This is a genomic window from Wolbachia endosymbiont (group A) of Crataerina pallida, from assembly GCF_964028475.1.
GTDB lineage: Bacteria > Pseudomonadota > Alphaproteobacteria > Rickettsiales > Anaplasmataceae > Wolbachia > Wolbachia pipientis.
Genome location: NZ_OZ034785.1, coordinates 502706 through 521815, shown reverse-complemented (window position 1 = coordinate 521815; position 19110 = coordinate 502706). Strand labels below are relative to the sequence as shown.

Genomic DNA, 19110 nt, shown 5'->3' with positions numbered 1-19110 from the left:
TAAATGTATAACGAAGATTATCTAATTCAAGTTGAACAAGCAATAAAGAAGCTTCAGAGTGGCGAAAGAGTGGTATCAATTGCATATGGTGACCATGTGGTGAGATATGCTGAAGTTCAGATAAATGATTTGCTCAGCCTCAGACAACGCATCAAAGGTGAACTAAAGATTGCTGGAATGAAGCCTAAACGAAAGATTATTTTTGCAACAAATAAAGGAGTTATATGAGGGAAAATTTTCTGAGAAAAGTTGTAAAAGAGGAATATTCTGAATTTTTAGAGCAATTAAAAACTTTTATAAAACTATGGGAGAATAGAGAGAGTCCAGTAAATGGAATAATAGATTTGTCACATTGGCAAGAAAATGTGAATTTTAAGCTAGACAAAGAGAATGGTATAGTTGGAGTAATTCACAAGGCAACACAAGGGCTAAAATATGTGGATTCAAAGTATGCGAAGAGAAGAAAGAAAGCTGAAGAAGAAGGATTACTCTGGGGAGCATATCATTTTGGCACAGAAGGAAACGGCAAGAATCAAGCTGATCATTTTCTAAAAACGGTAGGCGAAAGCAAAAATACCATACTTGCGCTGGATATTGAAGAAAACAAAAGTGGCAAAAATATTGCAGTTAAGCAAGCTGAGGAATTTGTAAAGAGAGTTGAAGAAGTAACAGGAAGATTACCCCTAATTTATGGCAGTAGCTATTTTCTTAAGGATTTTGCCACGCCAACTTTGACAAAATGTCCATTATGGATAGCAAGCTGGAGAAAAGAGCTCACATTACCAAAAGGCTGGAATGATTGGATTTTATGGCAATATACTGACGGTAAAACAAATCCAGAGCCACATGAAGTAGAAGGAATCGGAAAATGTGACAGAAATAAATTTAACGGAACTTTGAAAGAATTAAGAGAATTTTGGTTAGTATGATGCTGAAAAATTTCAAACAACTATTTAGTAAGCCAAAAATCAAAAGTTCTGCTTGGGATGCGTCAGGCTCAGGAAGAAGAGTGATGTATTGGCAAGGAGAAACAGGAAGCATAAATAATTTACTTTCTCAGAGCCTTGGGCACTTACGTAGCCGCTCTCGGGATATGGTAAGAAAAAATCCATATGCAGCAAATATCATTGATACAATAGTAAGTAACTCTATTGGAACAGGAATAAAACCACAATCAAAAGCAAGAGATGGAGAATTTCGAAAGAAAGTGCAAGAATTATGGCTAAAATGGACAGATGAAGCAGATAGCTGTGGAATAAGTGATTTTTATGGATTACAAGCTCTAGTATGCAGAAGTATGATAGAGGGGGGAGAATGTTTTGTACGTTTAAGAACGAGAAAGCTGGAAGATAGATTTTCTGTGCCATTACAACTGCAAGTACTTGAGTCTGAACATTTAGATAATAAAACAAATCAAACTTTAGGAAATGGTAATGTAATAAGAAACGGGATTGAGTTTAACAAGCTTGGGCAAAGAGAAGCATATTACCTATTTAAAGAACACCCTGGTGAAGGCTCGTTTGGTGAATCAGTGAGAGTGCCAGCAAATGATGTTTTACATATTTATAGACCATTAAGACCTGGGCAAATCAGAGGGGAGCCTTGGCTTTCTAATATACTGCTGAAGCTTTATGAGCTTGATCAATATGATGATGCAGAGCTGGTGAGAAAGAGAACTGCAGCAATGTTTGCTGGATTTATTACGAGACTCGATCCAGAAGCAAATATCATGGGAGAAGGTGAAGCAAGTGAGCAAGGAGTAGCACTATCTGGCCTGGAACCTGGAACAATGCAGCTTTTAGACCCAGGAGAAGATATAAAATTTTCAGAGCCATCAGATGTTGGAGGAAGTTATGAAGCATTCATGAGACAGCAACTGAGGGCAATAGCAATAGGTACAGGAATAACATATGAGCAGCTAACAGGAGATTTAACAGGTGTTAATTATTCATCCATTCGAGCAGGGCTGATAGAGTTTCGCAGAAGGTGTGCAATGTTACAGCATAACGTGATAGTGTTCCAGTTTTGTAGACCTATTTGGAATAGATGGCTAGAATTAGCAGTACTTTCTGGAGAACTTCGTATAGATGAAAAAGTAGTAAAAGCAGCGAAAGAAGAAGTAAAATGGATACCACAGGGATTTGATTGGGTGGATCCTCTTAAAGATCAGCAAGCACAGCAAATGGCGGTAAGAAATGGCTTCAAGAGTCGCTCAGAAGTAGTTTCAGAAATGGGTTACGATGTAGAAGAAATTGACCAAGAAATAGCAGAAGATCAAAAGCGTGCTGATTCTTTTGGACTTTGTTTCGATTCTGATGTTAATCATAAAAGGGAAGGAAGGTGATGTGGATAAATAAACCAATAATGGTAGAGAGAAGAAGCTTTGAACTACTATCATTATATAACAGCAAACAACCTATCTTTAAGAACTTAAAGCATTTTCATATAAACCCAAAAGGAATAGCAATAATACGTATTTATGGAGTTTTGACTAAAAAAACAGAAGCTTTTGATCATATTTTAGACATGACTTCGTATGAAAATATTCATGAAGAGATAGAGAGTGCTTTAGAAGATAAAAGCATAGAGACGATTCTACTTGACATATACAGTCCAGGAGGGGAAGTAAACGGTGTCTTTGACCTAGCTGATTTTATCTATAGTGCAAGAGGAAAAAAGAGGATAATAGCAATAGCAAATGATGATGCATATTCTGCTGCATATGCTATAGCTTCTAGCGCTGAAAAGATTTTTCTCACCCGCACTTCAGGAGTTGGGAGTATAGGAGTAATAGCAAGTCATATAGATCAAAGTAGGTTTGATGAAAAGCAAGGTATTAAGTACACCACAATCTTTGCTGGTAGTCGAAAGAATGATTTAAACCCGCATGAGCCAATGACGTCTGAAAGTCTGGGAAGCTTACAAAAAGAAGTAGACCGACTATATGAAATGTTTGTGCAGCTGATAGCAAGGAACAGAGGTCTTTCAATTGAAAAGATTCGATCAACAGAAGCAGGGCTGTATTTTGGCGAGAAAGCAGTAGAAATAGGTCTTGCAGATGGAGTTACAACATTTTTTGAATTTATCAACAATCATAAAAGTAGGAGTGTTAGTATGACAACTATTGAGGAGAACTGTCGTAGAGAAGTTTTAGAGATAATAAGATTATGTAATGTATCAAAGATGCCAGAAAAGATAGGAGAATTTATTGAGCAAAGCGTAAGTGTTGAGCAAGCAAGGGAGGTTTTGATGGAATTACTTGCAGAAAGAACGAAGAAGACAGAGATACTGAGTGCAGTACCACAGAATTCGCAGGAAGATTTGATGACACAGGTAGCAAGAAGTCGTAGGAGTTAAAGTATTTTTATAACCGCCGTATATAGTGCTCTGCGGTAAATAAGTGTCCAAAATGCGCCATAATGGCTAATTATAAGGTAATAACCGCGGTGTATAGCAATTGTAAACGCGGCGGTAAAAAAATAAAAAAAGGAGAGAAAAAGACATGATAAGTATAACTGAAGGAAATAATTTAGGCGATCTTCTGAAATATGAAGTGTCCAACCTATATTCAAGAGATCAAATAACAGTAGCTAAAGGTCAAAATCTTAAGCTTGGTGCAGTAGTCGCCAAAAAGACGGAAGATGGTTTTATTAGAGTACTTAATCCTGTTGGAACAGATGGCACACAAACAGCAATAGGTGCAATAGTAAGTGATGTAAATGCGACAGAAAATGCCAAAGCAGTAATTATTACTCGTGGTGCAATACTAGCAGATCATGCAATTGTGTGGCCAGCAAATATCACTGAAGAGCAGAAAAATGCAGCAATAAAGCAACTTGAAGGACGAGGGATCATTATCCGCAAGGGAGTTTAACTAAAATTAATAAGGAGAAAAAGAATGCAAAATCCATTTACAAATACAGCATTTAGCATGACGGCACTAACAAATGCGATGAATATATTGCCGATAAATTATGGACGAGTTGAAAATCTAAATTTGTTTCCAAGTAGGTCAGTAAGATTTAGACATATTACCATAGAAGAACACAACGGAGTATTAAGTTTATTACCAACGCAGTTACCCGGAGCACCAGCAACAGTAGGAAAACGTGGCAAAAGAAAGGTAAGAACATTTACGATTCCGCATATTCCGCATGATGATGTAGTGCTGCCAGAAGAAGTACAAGGAATAAGGGCATTTGGATCAGAGAGTGAACTTAAAGCGCTTGCAGATGTAATAACTGATCATTTGCAGCTAATGAGAAACAAACATGCAATAACGTTGGAGCATTTGCGTATGGGAGCGCTCAAAGGAATAATTTTAGATGCTGACGGGTCAGAGTTATTAAATCTGTATAACGAGTTTGAAATTACACCAAAAGTAGTAAATTTTGCCCTGGGAACAGCAACAACAGATGTAAAGCGTAAGTGTCTGGAAGTATTGCGCCATGTTGAGGACAACTTAAGTGGTGAATATATGACTGGGATTCATGCGCTGGTAAGTCCTGAGTTTTTTGATGCACTAACCTCTCACGTTAAAGTAAAAGAAGCATATGAAAGATGGCAAGAAGGTGCAGCACTAAGGAACGACATGAGATCAGGATTTACATTTTGCGGAATAACATTTGAGGAATATAGAGGGCAAGCAACAGATCCTGAAGGAACCGTAAGAAGATTTATTGAGAAAGATACGGGACACTGTTTTCCACTAGGAACAGCAAGCACATTTACAACATATTTTGCACCAGCAGATTTTAATGAGACAGTAAATACTCTTGGACAGCCACTCTATGCAAAACAAGAGCCAAGAAGGTTTGATAGAGGAACTGATTTGCATACGCAGTCGAATCCATTGCCAATGTGCCATCGTCCGGCCGTTTTGGTAAAAATTAGTTCTAGTTGATGAATATAGGAAGATTATTAGAAGATTGTTTTGATCATCTAGGAGTGGAAGCCATATATTGTAATAAAAATAAGGAGGGCATTCGTAAAATAAAAGTGCTAATTAAACGTCCTGAGACTACGTACTCTTTAGGTGCAGGTGGAGAATTAACTCAGCAAATTGCTTCTATAGAAATACGTGATCAGGACGTTACTTCCTTTAGCATAGGTGATTATATCAAGATTGAAAAAAGGTTCTACAAGATTTTTGAACCACCGTTAAAAGATTCTTCAAGTAAAATATGGAAAATTGAGGCAATAGAAAGTGTTTGATTAGTAACAATATTAATGAAATAATCTCCAATATTGAAAGAAAAGAGCAGAAAATAAAACTGGCAGCTATAAAAGCGTTAAACAAAACGGCACTATGGTTAAAAGCGCAAGCAGCTAAGGAAATCAGTGAGGAAAAGAAGGTAAAATTAAGTTTGATAAGAAAGAGATTAAGAATTTTTAAGGCGAAAACTAGCAGATTAGACGTGTTGATTAGAGCAAATCTCTATGACATTAGAGCATCAACAATTGGTAAAATACAAAAAACAAGAAGAGGATCGAAAGTAGGAAAGCATGAGTTTATAGGAGGATTTGCAGCAGTTATGCCAAAAGGAAATAGCGGTATTTTTAAACGTGAAGGAAGAGCAGCATTGCCAATAAAGGAAGTTAAATTGTCACTGAAACCAGAGGCTTCAAGGATAATAGGGAATCTTGTTAATTATGAAGTTGAAAAGGTATTTGAAAAATATTTTATACATTACATGAGTTAAATTATATGCATGACAAAGTTCTGGAAAGATTTACATCAAGCAATTTGCAGCACACTGAAGGAAGAAATACCGTCTATACAGACATGTGAAATTTATCCAGCAATAAGAAAAGAATTATTAGCGCCAGCGGTATTTGTAGAGCTTGTGAGTTTAGAATCGGGAAAAGATCCTGGAACAGAGGAATTAGCCCTGAAAGCAAGATTTGAAGCGAGAATTGTAGTTGATGGAACAGTAGAGGATTCCTCGGTAGTTGTTAGAACATTAGCTGCTGAGGTTGCGAGAGTAGTGAACAAGAATACCTGGGAAAAGAATGTGTCTCCGGCTGAATTTCTTTCTGCAGAGCCTGATGGATTTAGACCCGAATTAGATGCATATTTAGTGTGGTTAGTGGAGTGGACTCATGAAGTGCATGCAGGTAAATCAGTATGGTCAACTGGCATAATGCCACATGTTATTGAGATAGGTGAAGTGCATGTTAGACCATAGTTTCGCGATTTCAGAGCTAAATAGAAAATTAGCGAATATTATCCGTATTGGATTGGTAAAAGAAATAGATTATGAAAAAGCAAAAGTAAGAGTGAAAATAGGCGAATTTTTAACAGATTATTTACCGTGGATAACAAGTAAAGCAGGAAAAGATAGAAATTGGTCTTCACCAGGTATCGATGAACAAGTTGTGGTATTTTCTCCTTTTGGTGAACTATCATTAGGAGTGGTATTAGGAGGAATATATCAGAAAAAATACCCTGCACCAGAGAATAAAAAAGAAATAAATAGTGTGAAGTTTCAAGATGGAACAAGATTGTTATATGATAAGGAAAAACATCATTTAGAGATTGAAGTAGTAGACAAAATAACACTGAAAGCTGGGGAATCGAGAATAGAAATGACAAGAAGTGGAATAAAACTGAAAGCAGAAAGGATCGACTTAAATTGAACAAAGGAATAGTGAGGTTAGGAGATTACTGTGGAGAAGCTATACCACATTTCTGCATTAGCGGCAGTAACAATGTTTTTGTAAATGGTAAGCCAGTTTGCCGAAAAGGAGATAATTTTACAGAAGGTAGAGTATTAATTGAAGGATCAAAAAAAGTGTTTGCAAATGGCTATAGTATAGGAAGAGTTGGAGATTCAATATCTTGTGGTTCTAAAGTAATAAGTGGTAGTAGTAATGTTTTTTCAGGATAAAAATAAACCATCTGCTATACTTACCAAAAGTAAAGTTATGAATATGGATATAACTACTAGCCTATTAGGAGACATTAGTAATTTAATAGATAGAGCAAAGAATCATCTTTCTGTTCAATTCAATTCTACTCTAGTATTGTTAAACTGGGAAATTGGCTCCAGAATTGATCAAGATATTCTAAAGCACAAACGTGCAGATTATGGGAAGCAAATCATCTCCCAACTTGCAAAAGAACTTCAGATTAAATATGGACGTGGTTTTGATAGAGCGTCATTATTTCGTATGGTGCAATTTTCTAAATTCTTTTCTGATCAAGAAATTGTCGCGACACTGTCACAACAATTGAGTTGGTCACATTTTGTAGAAATTATTGCAATTTCTGATGAGCTGAAGCGTAATTATTATATAGAAATGTGTCGTATTGAAAGGTGGAGTGTTAGAGCACTACGTAGTAAAATCGATACTATGTTGTATGAACGTACAGCGCTAGCAAAAAAACCTGAAGAGTTTATAAGAAGGAGTATAAAAAATTTACGTGAAGAAAATATGTTAGCAACAGAATTCATTTTTCATGACCCATACTTCCTTAGCTTCATGGAATTGCCATCAAGTTATAGTGAGACTGATCTAGAAAATACAATCTTGGATGAATTGACAAAATTTTTACAAGAGTTTGGGAGTGATTTTTGTTTTGTAACACGTCAAAAAAGGATGAGTACTAAAACAACTGACAGGTATTTGGACCTGCTATTTTTTCACAGAGGATTAAAACGTCTTATAGCAATAGAACTAAAAATAGGTCGCTTTGAACCAGCTTATAAAGGACAGATGGAATGGTATTTAAATTGGTTAGATAAAAATGAACGAAAAGCAGGTGAAGAAAAACCGTTAGGGATTATTTTATGTGCTGATAAGGATCAAGAGGATATAGAATATCTTGAACTCGAAGGCTCTAATATTCATGTTGCACAGTATTTAACACAGCTTCCTTCTAAAGAAATTCTTGAAAAGAAGTTGAGAAAGGCTATTTCTATAGCACGTGAAAAACATGCAAGTATTAAGTCAGAGCCATGAAAAATATATGAGAGGAATGGATGCTAAAACAGGAAAAGCGTTAGAAGGAATAGAGCACTTAAAGCAATCGATAATTGATATACTGACCACTCCAGTAAACAGTAGAATAATGAGGAGAGATTATGGGTCAAGATTATTTGAATTGGTGGATAAGCCAATAAATAGAGATTTAACTTTGGAAATCTATGCAGCAACAGCAGAAGCACTGGGGAAATTTGAGAAGAGATTTAAGTTAGAAAAAGTAAAGATTGCTGAAGCTAAAGAAGGAAAAATGACTCTTGTACTTGAAGGTATGTATCTTTCAGAAGGCAAATTCATAGGTATTAGTGGAGTAGTTGTTTAGAAATGCAGACATCTAATATTATTGAAAAACTAAGCTATGAGGAAATCTTTTCCAGAATGAAGGAGGAGTTAGTGTGTAGAGATGAAACCTTTTCAGCGTTAGTAGAAAGTGACCCAGCGATAAAGGTATTAGAAGTAGCAGCATGGAGGGAATTGTTACTAAGACAAAGAATAAATGAATCAGTAAAGAGCAATTTACTAAAATTTGCGACAGGAGAAGATCTTGATAATTTAGCTGAGTTTTATGGAGTGGAGAGGCAAAAAGAAGAAGATGATGAACGATTTAGAAAAAGAATTAAAGCAAAGATAGCAGGTTGGTCAACAGGAGGAAGTAAGGAATATTATAAATATCATGCACTGTCAGCAGATAGTAGAGTAAAAGATGCACTAGTAGAATCACCTATACCAGGGAAAGTACAAATTTCAATCTTATCAACAGAATTATCCATAACTGGCATAGTGTTAGAAGAGCTACTTAAAATTGTAAGAAAGCAAGTTAATAGAGATGATATAAGGGTTTTAACAGATACAGTAACAGTAATTGGTTGCAATATTACGGAAATAGATATTCACAGCAGAATGAGCATAAGTCCTGTAATATCGAAGGAGGAAATCAAGAAGCAGTTCATTAAGAAGTTTGAAGCAAATAGAAGGCTGGGATGGAATGTTACAAGATCTTGGATAATAGCAAATTTGTTTGTAGAGGGTGTAGAAAACGTAGAATTAATCGAGCCAAGAGAGGATGTTGTGGTTCTGGGGAATGAGTGTGCAGTGCTTGGCTACGTCAAGTTAGATAGGATTTAAAACGTATTTTTTTGTTTTGTGGAATCGTACCAGTGAGGGGATTGCGTGCAATAAGTGGTTTAAGGTTTACTGGATCCAATGTTAGGGAGAGGAAAGTATTGATTTTCTTCCAGAAGTTGTAATTTGTTTTTTAAAGTATGGATAATATGGTCAAATATTAAGGAAAGTGTTTTTGATATTAAGAACATCTTTATTTTTGATCAGTTCTGCAATGATCTCTTGCTTACTCATAAGCTACCTAAATAAAGGAAATTAAAGCAACTTGAAAGAAAAGACAAATGAAAAGTTTATTACCGCCAAACGCAACAAAGCAAGAGCAAGCACTGGTTGATGCAATAGATTATAAGGTTGATCCAAGCTGTATCAAAGGATTTAAGTTTAATCTTAAAGAAGAAACATTGCCGTGGTTGATTGAGGGATATGAATTGGGGGAAATACTACGTTGGATAAAGGATAAAAGAAAAGCCGTAGTAGAAGGAGTAAAATTTCAAAGACTGAGAGGAACTCCAGCATCACTAAAAATAGCATTAAAATGGGCAAATATAGAAGATATTACAATTATTGAAGAGCCACCCGGTAAACACTTTTTTGAGTTGCAAGTAGGGATAAAAGAGGTACCAAATGACTTCTTCGTAGATGCAGTAGTAGAGCTGGCAAAACTATCACTGCCTGTAAGATCCAGATTGATGAGGATTTTTAACGATTATTATAATGTGCAGAGATTTATATTGGATGAGAGTTTATTTGGAGATCTTCTTTCTGATTATTCAGGGGTAAAAATAGAAAAAAATGGACCAGTGTTATCATTTGGAAGAGTAAATTTTTTCAGGTCTAGTGGTCCAGTTATTAGGATTATAGAAAACTATCTACGCGATCATTATGAACGAGCTTTAAGCAATGATATATATCGCCTAGATGTAGCAATCCTTGGAGAAACCGAGCCTTACACAAGGGATTATAAAGGCATCTATGAAAGAGATCATTTGTGGTACAACTTAAAAGCACTATATCCATTACCACAGAGTTTATTACCATCGATTAAATTTGCAAAAGCGCAGATAGTATTATCAGACAGTTGGGATTTAGGAGACATAAATACGTGCTTTCCAGTAAGTAGCGTAGAAGAAAGAGGAAATAAATTTGTATTGGGAAGCGATAAACTTTCAGGGCAATATTGGAATTTAAAACATAAGCCAATTTTAGAAAGATTTAGCGTTACTCACAACTATAAAGTAGAAAATTATACAGATCAGAAGGTCAGAAAATATGTTTTAGCAGAACACAACGTTTACTATAAAAATGATTTGGATTCAGAGCAAAAAGACTCAATACACGAATTAGAAAAGCACATTTTAGTATTTTACCCGGGAGTACTGAAGTGGCATGAACATCGACATTTGCACAGAAGTTGGAAAAGTAGTCAAGTTATATCTATAATAAGTTAAGTACTTATATTTAGATCCTCATATATTATATTAATAACAGGTAAAAGTGTATGAAATAAAAAGAAAAAGACTTGCTTTCTTATGCTAAAACGGACATGACTTGAATAGCAGCAGGTAAACATAAGAAATTTATCTGGCGCTAGAAAAGCTAATTTTGTGAGGTAAGTATGAAGTTTAGCAAAGAATCTTTTAGTAAGTTTTTTAAAGAAGTATCAAGTAAAGGGTTTAAAAACATTAATAAAAGAAATGAAGAAGGAGAGACGATATTGCACCAAGCAGTAGAAATCTCTGATTACAAAACAGTGAGATTATTAATAAAAAAAGGAGCAGAGGTAAATGCAAGAGATAAAAATGGTTATACGCCACTACACTGTGCAGTATTCGCAAAAAGTTTAGAAAATGTAAAAGTGCTGCTAAGAGAAGGAGCAGAAGTAAATGCCACTCAATATGTCACTGGATGTACGCCACTGCACTCTGCGTGCAAAATAGGAGGAGCAGGAGTTGAAATAATAAAAGAGCTGGTAAAGGCCGGAGCTGAAGTTAATCAACTGAATAAGTACGGTGCAACACCAATGTACTATATCTGGGAAAGTGAAAAGTATCGTCTATGTGATAGCAAAGAGAGTGAAAAGGCGAGTAAATTTCTGAGAGAACAAGGAGGAATAACAAAAAGTAGAGAACTGACATGCTATGGAATAGAGAGGCTAGTGGGAGAAATAGCAGACATGTTGAATGGGAGTTATTTACCAGAGCTAAAAATAATAGAGATAGGAGAAATAAGGAAGAGAGACAAATCGCTAATAAAGAAAGAATGTCAAAATTTAGCAAGCAAGATAATGAACCAAGTGAACGAAATGATAGATGAGGTAGCGAAAAGGAATGCTTAAAAGAGGGATTTAAATTTAAAGAAAAGGTGAGGTGGATTATGTTAAAGCTTGGCAAATTTAATAAGTCAGCAAAAGAATTATTAGAGAACTCATATAAAAATATTTATGCAAGAGACGAGAATGGAAGAACAGCTCTGCATTATGCAGTAGAGGTAAAAACAGTGAAGTTATTAGTTGAAAAAGGAGTGAATGTGAATGCAGCAGATGTGAAAGGATACACAGCACTGCACCTAGCGGTAACGGAGAAACGTCTAGAAATCGTGAGGGAATTGATAAAATCAGGAGCAGACGTAAATGCTGAGGAATATGGAAATAAATGCATACCTCTACACCTTGCGTGCATGGTAGGTGAAAAAGAAATAGTGGAGGAGCTGGTAAAAGCTGGAGGAGAAATAGAGCAAGCGGATAAATTTGGAATGATAGCGATGGATTATGCTAAAAATAGCAAAAAGATAACCGAGGTATTAAAGAAAGAAACAGACAGAATTGAAAAGTTATTTGAACAGCAAAGTGGGAAATCTTCTATGAGAGGCTAAAAGCATGGAGAAAGAAATAGAAAAGAAGGTAATGAATTTAGAGAAAAAAGCGTTGGTAGAGTTGAGAAGAATATGGAAGAAGGTATTTGGGGAAGAAGCGCCTAGATACTCAAAGAAATATCTGATACCGAGATTAGCTTATAGAATGCAGGAAAAAGCGTATGGAGAAATGTCAAGAAAGGGAACAAAAAGACTAGAGTATCTGGCAGATCGGCTAGAAAGGGGAAAGAGAATAAGTAGCGACAAATTACCAGTAGAAGGGACAGAATTAATACTAGAGAGAGGGGAAGAGACTCATACAGTAATGGTAACAGATAAGGGTTTAATCTACCGAGAAGAATTTTTCACGTCATTGTCAGCAGTAGCTGGAAAAATAATGGGAATGAGTTACAATGGGCCGCTCCTATTTGGTTTGCGTGATCAAAAGGGAAAGGAAAATGTGTAAAGGGATAAGATGTGGAATATATACGAGAAAGTCAAATGAAGACGGTCTGGAGCAAAAGTTTAATAGTTTAGATGCGCAGCGAGTAGCATGTGAAAAGTATATAAAGAGCAAAGAAGGCTGGGTAGCATTGGCCAAAAGGTACGATGATGGAGGATATTCAGGGAAAAACTTAGAAAGACCAGCGATAAAGGAGTTGTTTGAAGATGTAAAAAAAGGAGAAGTAGATTGTGTAGTAGTATATACGCTAGACAGGTTATCAAGGGAAACAAAAGACAGCATCGAAGTAACGTCATTTTTTAGAAGACATAGAGTAAATTTTGTAGCAGTAACGCAGATATTTGACAATAATACGCCAATGGGAAAGTTCGTGCAAACAGTGTTATCAGGAGCAGCACAACTAGAAAGAGAAATGATAGTAGAGAGAGTAAAAAATAAAATAGCAACATCAAAAGAACAAGGACTATGGATGGGTGGAACTTTGCCGCTTGGGTATGATGTAAAAGATAAAGAATTAATAATAAATGAGAAAGAAGCAAAGTTGGTAAAACATATATTTGAGAGGTATATAGAGCTGAAGTCAATGGCAGAGTTGGCAAGAGAGTTAAATAGCCAAGGGTACCGTACGAAATCAGATATCTTTAAAAAGGCCACGGTAAGGAGGATAGTAACAAATCCAATATATATGGGAAAGATAAGACATTATGAGAAAGAGTATGAGGGAAAGCATGAAGCAATAATAAAAGAGGAAAAATGGCAAAAAGCACAAGAATTGATAAAGAATCAGCCATATAGAAAAGCAAAATATGAAGAAGCTCTGCTAAAGGGAATAATTAAGTGCAAGAGCTGTGGTGTAAATATGACACTGACATATGCAAAAAAAGAGAATAAGAGATATCGATACTACGTATGTAATAACCACTTAAGGGGAAAGAATTGTGAATCAGTAAATCGAACAATAGTAGCAGGAGAAGTAGAAAAAGAAGTGATGAGAAAAGCGGAGCAGATATATGAAAATTGGAGAGAAAAGACCGAAGAAAAATGGGAAAATTTAAATTTTGGAAAGCAGAAAGAAGTAGTGAAAAAGTTAATAAAAGGAGTAATGATAAAAGAAGATGGAATAGAGGTGAGTTTAGAGGATAAGGTGGAATTTATACCAATAAAAAAGAAAGGAAAGAAATGCACAGTAATTGAGCCAGAAGGTAAAACAAATAATGCGCTACTGAAAGCAGTGGTGAGAGCCCATTCCTGGAAACGTCAACTGGAGGCAGGAAAATATGCAAGTGTGAAGGAACTGAGCGTTAAAATTAATATAGGTACAAGAAGGGTACAACAAATTTTAAGGTTAAATTATTTAGCTCCGAAGATTAAAGAAGATATAGTAAATGGGAGACAGCCAAGAGATTTGAAATTAGTTGATTTGAGAGAAATACCGATGCTGTGGAGTGAGCAATTGGAGAAATTTTATGGTCTTGATTGCATTGTTTAACAAGAGGAGATGAAAACATCGAAAATAATAGGAAAAGCTGTTGCAAAAAAAACTCAAGGATTTATAAGGAAACCACTATTGCAAAATATGAAGGACTTCTAATGCACCAGCAGATGTTGAAGAGGTTAAAAATAGTCTTGATGTAAACCAGTGTGACAAAAACTGACATTAAATTATATGAGTATATTAATATAAATAGTAAAGATTTTCAATTTACATATGAAACCAGAGCAAACTATTGAGCAAGAGTCAAACTCACATAACAACCCTTTTCTGCTGAAATAGAACCATGTTTTTATAGTGAAGGAAATCCCTATATACGAAAAATCATCAAATCAACCAATTGCGGCTGGTGTTGTTGGTGCGTTATTATTGGTGAGCTGTGTTGCGTTTTATGTTTTATTTCGCAGTGGCAGTAGATGTGGTGTATGGATTTTGCGTTGTATAATGCTACAAAGCCGAATACTAAACTTGAGTAGGTCTATTATCCAGCCTTCTTTGAATCCTGCGCAGTTGAGAAAATCCATAATCATCAAGTAAAACTTTTAAATTAGGTAATTTCTTCTCATTTGAGCTTATAGAGCATACTTTTTTAACCATGAGCATGATTATTGCTCCGGACAGGAGGTTCCACATTTTCCAGATAGCCATGACTGTCTACTTTCAATTCATTTCCTAAGTTGTGCTCTATTTTTGTTGCAAACGTAAATCCTAATATTTTGCAAAATTTTTCGAAATATTCTCTTATAATATCAAATAAACTCTTATCGCCATCTTGGTAGTTTTTTAACTCCTCAGGAACATCAAGTAATAACTTACCGTCTCTATATATTAGACCCTCTTTACCATTCTGAGATTCAAGTGTAAATTCCATTGAAAATGATATATCACATATTTTTTTCTCAGAAAAATCTAGAAGCTTTACAGGTGCTTTGGGGATTTTACACTCAACTTTTACAGAATTTGGATTTTTGCAGTCAATGTACACTTTTCTCTCAACACCACTATTGACATTCATAAATAATTTATGTTTCTCGTAAAGTTCCATCATAAACGGTCCATATATATGTTCATATCCTGCTTGATTGCAATTAGTAGCTAACTCTTCTAGAATATGATCAATAAATACGCTAAGGCAAAAATTTAGCTGTAGAAAGAATAATGCAACTTTATCGCATTTCATTTTACTATAACTTGACTATAAGAAAAAATCTTATTTTGATTACTACTATAGTATTTCCCAAAGTAAATGATAAAGGTATAATAAAGTATTTGAGTTATAATGGCATATAGTGTGGATTTAAGGGAAAAGGCAGTATTGATGATAGAAAAAGGGAAGACAAAGGTTGAGATAGCAGAACTCATGGAGATAGGAATAGCAACTCTGTACCGCTGGTTAAAAAAGAAAGCTGCTGGTGAAAGCCTAAAGCCATCTAAAAAAGGTAGCTTTATTCGAAAAATAGACCCAAAAATACTCGAAGAATATGTTACAAAGAATCCAGACCATACTCTGGCAGAGATGAAACAAAATCTTGGATTTGGAATAAATTCAATTTGGTATAGACTAAAACAGCTAAAAATTACTTTAAAAAAAAGTCACACTATATCAAGAGCGCAATCAAGAAGATAGGCAGCAATTTATTGATAAAATCTCAAAAATAGACCATTCCAGCATCTTATATATAGATGAAGCAGGAGTTGATAATAAGTTATACCGAGAATATGGACGTGCTCCAAGAGGAAAGAAAATTTATGCAGATATTCCAGCGAGAGAGAATCAGTATAGTAGCCGGGTGGATTGGAATGAGATTTATTGCACCAATGACTTTCAAAGGTGGGTGTGACAAAGAGGTATTTAATATATGGTTGGAGAAGATGTTATTACCTAAATTGCCACTTGGCACAACCATAGTTATGGATAATGCTACATTTCATAAGACCACTAAAACAAAATCATTAATAGAGTCTTTTGGCTGTCATGTGCTGTATCTTCCAACATATTCACCAGATTTGAATCCTATAGAACACTGTTGGCATACCATCAAAAGCCGCCTCAGACCTCTAATGTATAAATGTACAGACTTACAACTTTTGGTTGGTAATACCATAATGGAAATTTATCATTCATTTTAGAAAATACTATAGAGGTTGTCCACAAACCAGTAAATCAAGCATATTCCCTACTTAACATAACTTTACTCATAGCCAGATATATGAAACTTTCAGTAGATGTTGTAAGTAAATCGTACTCCTTTGATAGCCTTCTATTTCTATTGATCCAAGCAAAAGTCCTCTCTACCACCCACCTTCTCGGCTGTACTGAAAATCCAGGATCCCGTTGTGGCAATAGTTCTAGTGGTGTATCTTTATGCACCCAAAACCTACATGGAGGCCTTTTGACAATTTCAATATCTATCCCATATTCTCTCTTTACGTAATCCTTTAAATCTTTTCCTTGGTATCCCATATCAGCCCACATTTTCTTAATATTGCTGTATTTTTCCTTCATATTGTCCAATGCCATCTTCACCCCATCTCTGTCATTTTCGCTTGCAGCTCCTACATAGCAACCAAGCACAAATCCTTGAGTATCTGTGATTATATGTCTTTTTCTCCCCTTTACCTTTTTCGCACCATCATAACCTTTGACCCCCCTTTTTCCGTGGTTTTTACCGATTGACTGTCCACTATGCATGCGCTCGGCTTCCCATTTTTGACCTACTATATTTAGTGATATCATAGTTCATTTTCTCAAAAATTCCCTGCTTTTTCCACCTTCTAAACTGTTCATGCACAGCCTTCCACGGCGGAAAATCGTGTGGTAAATAGCGCCATTGACATCCTGTGCGCAGTATATAAAGAATTGCATTTACTATCTCACACTTACTGTATTTTGGTGGCCTTCCTCCTTTCTTGTACGATACTCTGAAGTGTTTTTCTATTCTTGCCCATTCCCTTTTACTTAAATCTGTTGGATATTTTTTCCTCATCTCTTACCTCAATATTCTTTCTTTATATACTACGTATTCCTTGGTTTGTGGACAACCTCTAGTAGTTCTATAAACCAAATTAATTGTAAAAAAGAGCGAGTGATTTGTGTAGAGCTTAAGATAATTCGTTTCTTAGATTGCTAATTATCTTAGTTAATATTTAATACCTTCTACCTAGCAATTTCTTCCCTCGAATTAGAAACCCTTCTTAATTCTTCACGTTCTGCCCATTTGTTGTTAGACTCGCTTATTACTTCAGGACGCATTAATCCACCAGATCTTTCAAAATATCCCTGTTTAATAGCATCGTAGACCCAGTAGTTACCAAGCTCGCAATCATTGCCTAACTCTTCTTCGCGATCTTTGAATTTTTCTAATATTTCTTCTCTATTACTCACTTCTACTATAATTTTGCTTTTATTCTGTATGTCAGGATACAGCCTAACGTCTACATTTCCCAAACTAGTATAGAAAGTTAATACTATACTGCTGCCTTCTGTAAGATCTGTATAATTCCTTATGCCATCTTCAGTTTTAATTTCTACTGCACTTTTACCGATCTTTACTATATTTCTTCCACAGTTTACCTCTCCATCGGTTAGACCTAAATCCCTTACCCCATCTGTTATCTTTATAATGTCTATTTTACTATCTTTAGAATATTCTAAGTAAAAAACGGAGTTGTCTACTCTTGCATCTTTTAGCTCGCTATTGGTTGCACTTTTTGCGATTTCAATAAATTTATGAGAATTGCTAATATAATCTCTATAAGCTTTTTTTAGGTTAGTTTTATGCTCTTTAAATTCTGATGTCAGCGTGTTAGCATCAACTGTATTACCAAACACTGCCCCTTTTGATACTAATTGACATATTATATTACTAGCAACTTTAGGATTTTTTTCTAATTCACTGATTTTTTTCATCACATAATCGGTAAAAGTGTACTCATTACCTGAAAAGAAATCTTGTGAAAGAGAATAGTTTAATCGTACACCAGACTTTATAGCATCGTTTACAATCTCTTCAAGTTCAGCCATATTTTGAGCTTGAAACACCTTATCAGAAAACTTATTTAACTTTTCCTTCTGATTTGAAGTTAAATTGACGAGTAATGTACTGGCCTGTCCTTCCTTTTGCTGACGATAAATATTCATAGCATAATCTAATGCTCCTGCTTCTAAAAATATCTTTCTTAACTCTTGAATAAGACCTTCATTGTCCCAAGAAAAACGATCAACATAAGAAAATACTTTTGATTCACCCATTCCTTGCCGAATATTTAGCACCACTTTTAGGTCTGAATCTCTTTTATGCTTACTTAAAAACTCCTTTAAATTTTTAGTGCAGTCTGAATCGAGTACAAGTAAGTCATACAATTCTGCATTTAACTTTTTCTGTTTATCAGTTAGAAATAATTCTTCTATATTATAGCAGAGTTTATTAGTTGCTATTTGTTGTGGAGTTCTCCCCTTTCTACTTGTTATATTAGGGTTAGCTCCTTTCAAGAGAAGAGAGTTTGTATTATCGTAATGACCTTTAGCAGCAGCAAGGTATAGTGGTGTTTTTCCTTTATTATCTTGTATGTTAGGATCTGCACCTGCTCCTAAGAGTAAATCTATAGCCTGATTTCCTGTGCGACGAAATCCACCAATATTTGCTCCTGCAATCGCATGCAATACTGTTGATTGAGATTCTCCTCTTTTGAGGTTAAGAATTATTTTTAAATCTTTATTGTTTTTATTGTCATATAAAAATTCTTCAAGAGGTTCAGTATTATCAAATGAACCACAGTTAGAAGCTAAACATTTTAGAGCACTAAGTAACTTCTTGTTTAAATTTTTTTGACTTGGCGTAAGATCATAATCTAGAGCAAACCAAACACAAATCTGTTCACTTAATCCAAGTTTGCTATCCATCAAAGATGCTGGTTCATTATGATTTCTAACTGATGGTAAATCTCCTGAGTACCACATATCATTCATCAGCTCATTTAATAAATGTGCTTTAGATGATAGATGTTCTATAATTGATTCATATTCAATATCATATAGTTCTGGTTTGGATTTTGGTTTTAGTAGATTGATGATAGATTTTACCATCCCAGTAGACTCACCCATACTTATCCCTTACGCTAAGATACATAATATATTGTGTGCGATATGTAACATTAAGTCAATGACCATAATCTTTTTACTACTCACGTCGTTAAG

Annotated in this window: 24 protein-coding genes and 1 pseudogene; 21 read left to right on the top strand and 4 right to left on the bottom strand. The window is 35.2% G+C overall.

The genetic code is table 11. The features are described from left to right. Positions 1 to 3: 3 nt before the first annotated feature. The 19 genes from ABWU55_RS02455 to ABWU55_RS02365 all read left to right on the top strand — a co-directional run bounded on the left by ABWU55_RS02455 (position 4) and on the right by ABWU55_RS02365 (position 13910). A complete protein-coding gene (locus ABWU55_RS02455; RefSeq protein WP_114517459.1) occupies positions 4 to 228 on the top strand; it encodes a gpW family head-tail joining protein in 225 nt (74 codons plus the stop codon). Next, positions 225 to 929, top strand: a complete 705-nt coding sequence (locus ABWU55_RS02450) for a glycoside hydrolase family 25 protein (protein WP_264686595.1) — start codon at positions 225 to 227, stop codon at positions 927 to 929. The genes ABWU55_RS02455 and ABWU55_RS02450 overlap by 4 nt, the downstream gene beginning before the upstream one ends. Next, on the top strand, positions 926 to 2344 hold the full coding sequence (locus ABWU55_RS02445) for a phage portal protein (protein ID WP_353286463.1): 1419 nt from the start codon (positions 926 to 928) through the stop codon (positions 2342 to 2344). Before ABWU55_RS02450 ends, ABWU55_RS02445 begins: the two co-directional genes overlap by 4 nt. Continuing rightward, complete coding sequence (locus ABWU55_RS02440) at positions 2344 to 3357, top strand: S49 family peptidase (protein ID WP_353286462.1); 1014 nt, start codon at positions 2344 to 2346, stop codon at positions 3355 to 3357. Before ABWU55_RS02445 ends, ABWU55_RS02440 begins: the two co-directional genes overlap by 1 nt. Positions 3358 to 3502: 145 nt before the next feature. Then, on the top strand, positions 3503 to 3874 hold the full coding sequence (locus ABWU55_RS02435; protein ID WP_353286461.1) for a head decoration protein: 372 nt from the start codon (positions 3503 to 3505) through the stop codon (positions 3872 to 3874). A gap of 24 nt (positions 3875 to 3898) precedes the next feature. Further along, the gene (locus ABWU55_RS02430) at positions 3899 to 4903 is read left to right on the top strand and encodes a major capsid protein (RefSeq protein WP_353286460.1); all 1005 of its coding nucleotides are present in this window, start codon (positions 3899 to 3901) and stop codon (positions 4901 to 4903) included. After that, positions 4903 to 5214 carry a hypothetical protein gene (locus ABWU55_RS02425; RefSeq protein ID WP_264378242.1) on the top strand — a complete coding sequence of 104 codons (312 nt, stop codon included), beginning with the start codon at positions 4903 to 4905 and terminating at the stop codon, positions 5212 to 5214. The genes ABWU55_RS02430 and ABWU55_RS02425 overlap by 1 nt, the downstream gene beginning before the upstream one ends. Continuing rightward, positions 5211 to 5702, top strand: a complete 492-nt coding sequence (locus tag ABWU55_RS02420; RefSeq protein WP_386086961.1) for a phage tail protein — start codon at positions 5211 to 5213, stop codon at positions 5700 to 5702. Before ABWU55_RS02425 ends, ABWU55_RS02420 begins: the two co-directional genes overlap by 4 nt. Positions 5703 to 5711: 9 nt before the next feature. Then, entirely contained in the window at positions 5712 to 6188 is a 477-nt protein-coding gene (locus ABWU55_RS02415; protein ID WP_353286459.1) for a hypothetical protein, read from the top strand. Continuing rightward, positions 6175 to 6639 (top strand): phage baseplate assembly protein V, encoded by a 465-nt coding sequence (locus tag ABWU55_RS02410; protein ID WP_353286458.1) that lies wholly within the window; start codon positions 6175 to 6177, stop codon positions 6637 to 6639. Before ABWU55_RS02415 ends, ABWU55_RS02410 begins: the two co-directional genes overlap by 14 nt. Further along, entirely contained in the window at positions 6636 to 6890 is a 255-nt protein-coding gene (locus ABWU55_RS02405; RefSeq protein ID WP_353286457.1) for a PAAR domain-containing protein, read from the top strand. The genes ABWU55_RS02410 and ABWU55_RS02405 overlap by 4 nt, the downstream gene beginning before the upstream one ends. Next, entirely contained in the window at positions 6874 to 7965 is a 1092-nt protein-coding gene (locus ABWU55_RS02400) for a YhcG family protein (RefSeq protein ID WP_264735442.1), read from the top strand. Before ABWU55_RS02405 ends, ABWU55_RS02400 begins: the two co-directional genes overlap by 17 nt. A 7-nt stretch (positions 7966 to 7972) precedes the next feature. Then, complete coding sequence (locus tag ABWU55_RS02395; RefSeq protein WP_264735441.1) at positions 7973 to 8308, top strand: GPW/gp25 family protein; 336 nt, start codon at positions 7973 to 7975, stop codon at positions 8306 to 8308. Between the two features lie 2 nt (positions 8309 to 8310). Further along, entirely contained in the window at positions 8311 to 9111 is an 801-nt protein-coding gene (locus ABWU55_RS02390; protein ID WP_353286456.1) for a baseplate J/gp47 family protein, read from the top strand. Between the two features lie 278 nt (positions 9112 to 9389). Further along, on the top strand, positions 9390 to 10556 hold the full coding sequence (locus ABWU55_RS02385; protein ID WP_353286455.1) for a phage tail protein: 1167 nt from the start codon (positions 9390 to 9392) through the stop codon (positions 10554 to 10556). Between the two features lie 167 nt (positions 10557 to 10723). Further along, entirely contained in the window at positions 10724 to 11443 is a 720-nt protein-coding gene (locus tag ABWU55_RS02380; RefSeq protein WP_353286454.1) for an ankyrin repeat domain-containing protein, read from the top strand. Positions 11444 to 11481: 38 nt separating this feature from the next. Then, the gene (locus tag ABWU55_RS02375; protein ID WP_353286453.1) at positions 11482 to 11979 is read left to right on the top strand and encodes an ankyrin repeat domain-containing protein; all 498 of its coding nucleotides are present in this window, start codon (positions 11482 to 11484) and stop codon (positions 11977 to 11979) included. Between the two features lie 4 nt (positions 11980 to 11983). After that, the gene (locus ABWU55_RS02370; protein WP_353286452.1) at positions 11984 to 12424 is read left to right on the top strand and encodes a DUF2924 domain-containing protein; all 441 of its coding nucleotides are present in this window, start codon (positions 11984 to 11986) and stop codon (positions 12422 to 12424) included. Beyond that, positions 12417 to 13910, top strand: coding sequence for a recombinase family protein (locus tag ABWU55_RS02365; protein WP_264378251.1), 1494 nt, complete (start codon positions 12417 to 12419; stop codon positions 13908 to 13910). Before ABWU55_RS02370 ends, ABWU55_RS02365 begins: the two co-directional genes overlap by 8 nt. A gap of 465 nt (positions 13911 to 14375) precedes the next feature. Here the strand turns inward: ABWU55_RS02365 and ABWU55_RS02360 are convergent, their stop codons facing one another. After that, positions 14376 to 14510 carry a hypothetical protein gene (locus ABWU55_RS02360; RefSeq protein WP_264378252.1) on the bottom strand — a complete coding sequence of 45 codons (135 nt, stop codon included), beginning with the start codon at positions 14508 to 14510 and terminating at the stop codon, positions 14376 to 14378. Beyond that, positions 14503 to 15093 (bottom strand): hypothetical protein, encoded by a 591-nt coding sequence (locus ABWU55_RS02355; RefSeq protein ID WP_264378253.1) that lies wholly within the window; start codon positions 15091 to 15093, stop codon positions 14503 to 14505. The genes ABWU55_RS02360 and ABWU55_RS02355 overlap by 8 nt, the downstream gene beginning before the upstream one ends. A gap of 99 nt (positions 15094 to 15192) precedes the next feature. On the opposite strand from ABWU55_RS02355, the gene ABWU55_RS02350 reads away from it, so the two are divergent. Next, positions 15193 to 15540, top strand: coding sequence for a transposase (locus ABWU55_RS02350; RefSeq protein ID WP_264378254.1), 348 nt, complete (start codon positions 15193 to 15195; stop codon positions 15538 to 15540). 56 nt (positions 15541 to 15596) lie between these two features. After that, complete coding sequence (locus ABWU55_RS02345) at positions 15597 to 16043, top strand: transposase (protein ID WP_353286451.1); 447 nt, start codon at positions 15597 to 15599, stop codon at positions 16041 to 16043. Positions 16044 to 16077: 34 nt separating this feature from the next. On the opposite strand, the pseudogene ABWU55_RS02340 reads toward ABWU55_RS02345, so the two are convergent. After that, positions 16078 to 16900: pseudogene (locus ABWU55_RS02340) on the bottom strand (IS5 family transposase). 170 nt (positions 16901 to 17070) lie between these two features. Further along, complete coding sequence (locus tag ABWU55_RS02335) at positions 17071 to 19017, bottom strand: ankyrin repeat domain-containing protein (protein WP_353286450.1); 1947 nt, start codon at positions 19015 to 19017, stop codon at positions 17071 to 17073. Positions 19018 to 19110: the final 93 nt, after the last annotated feature.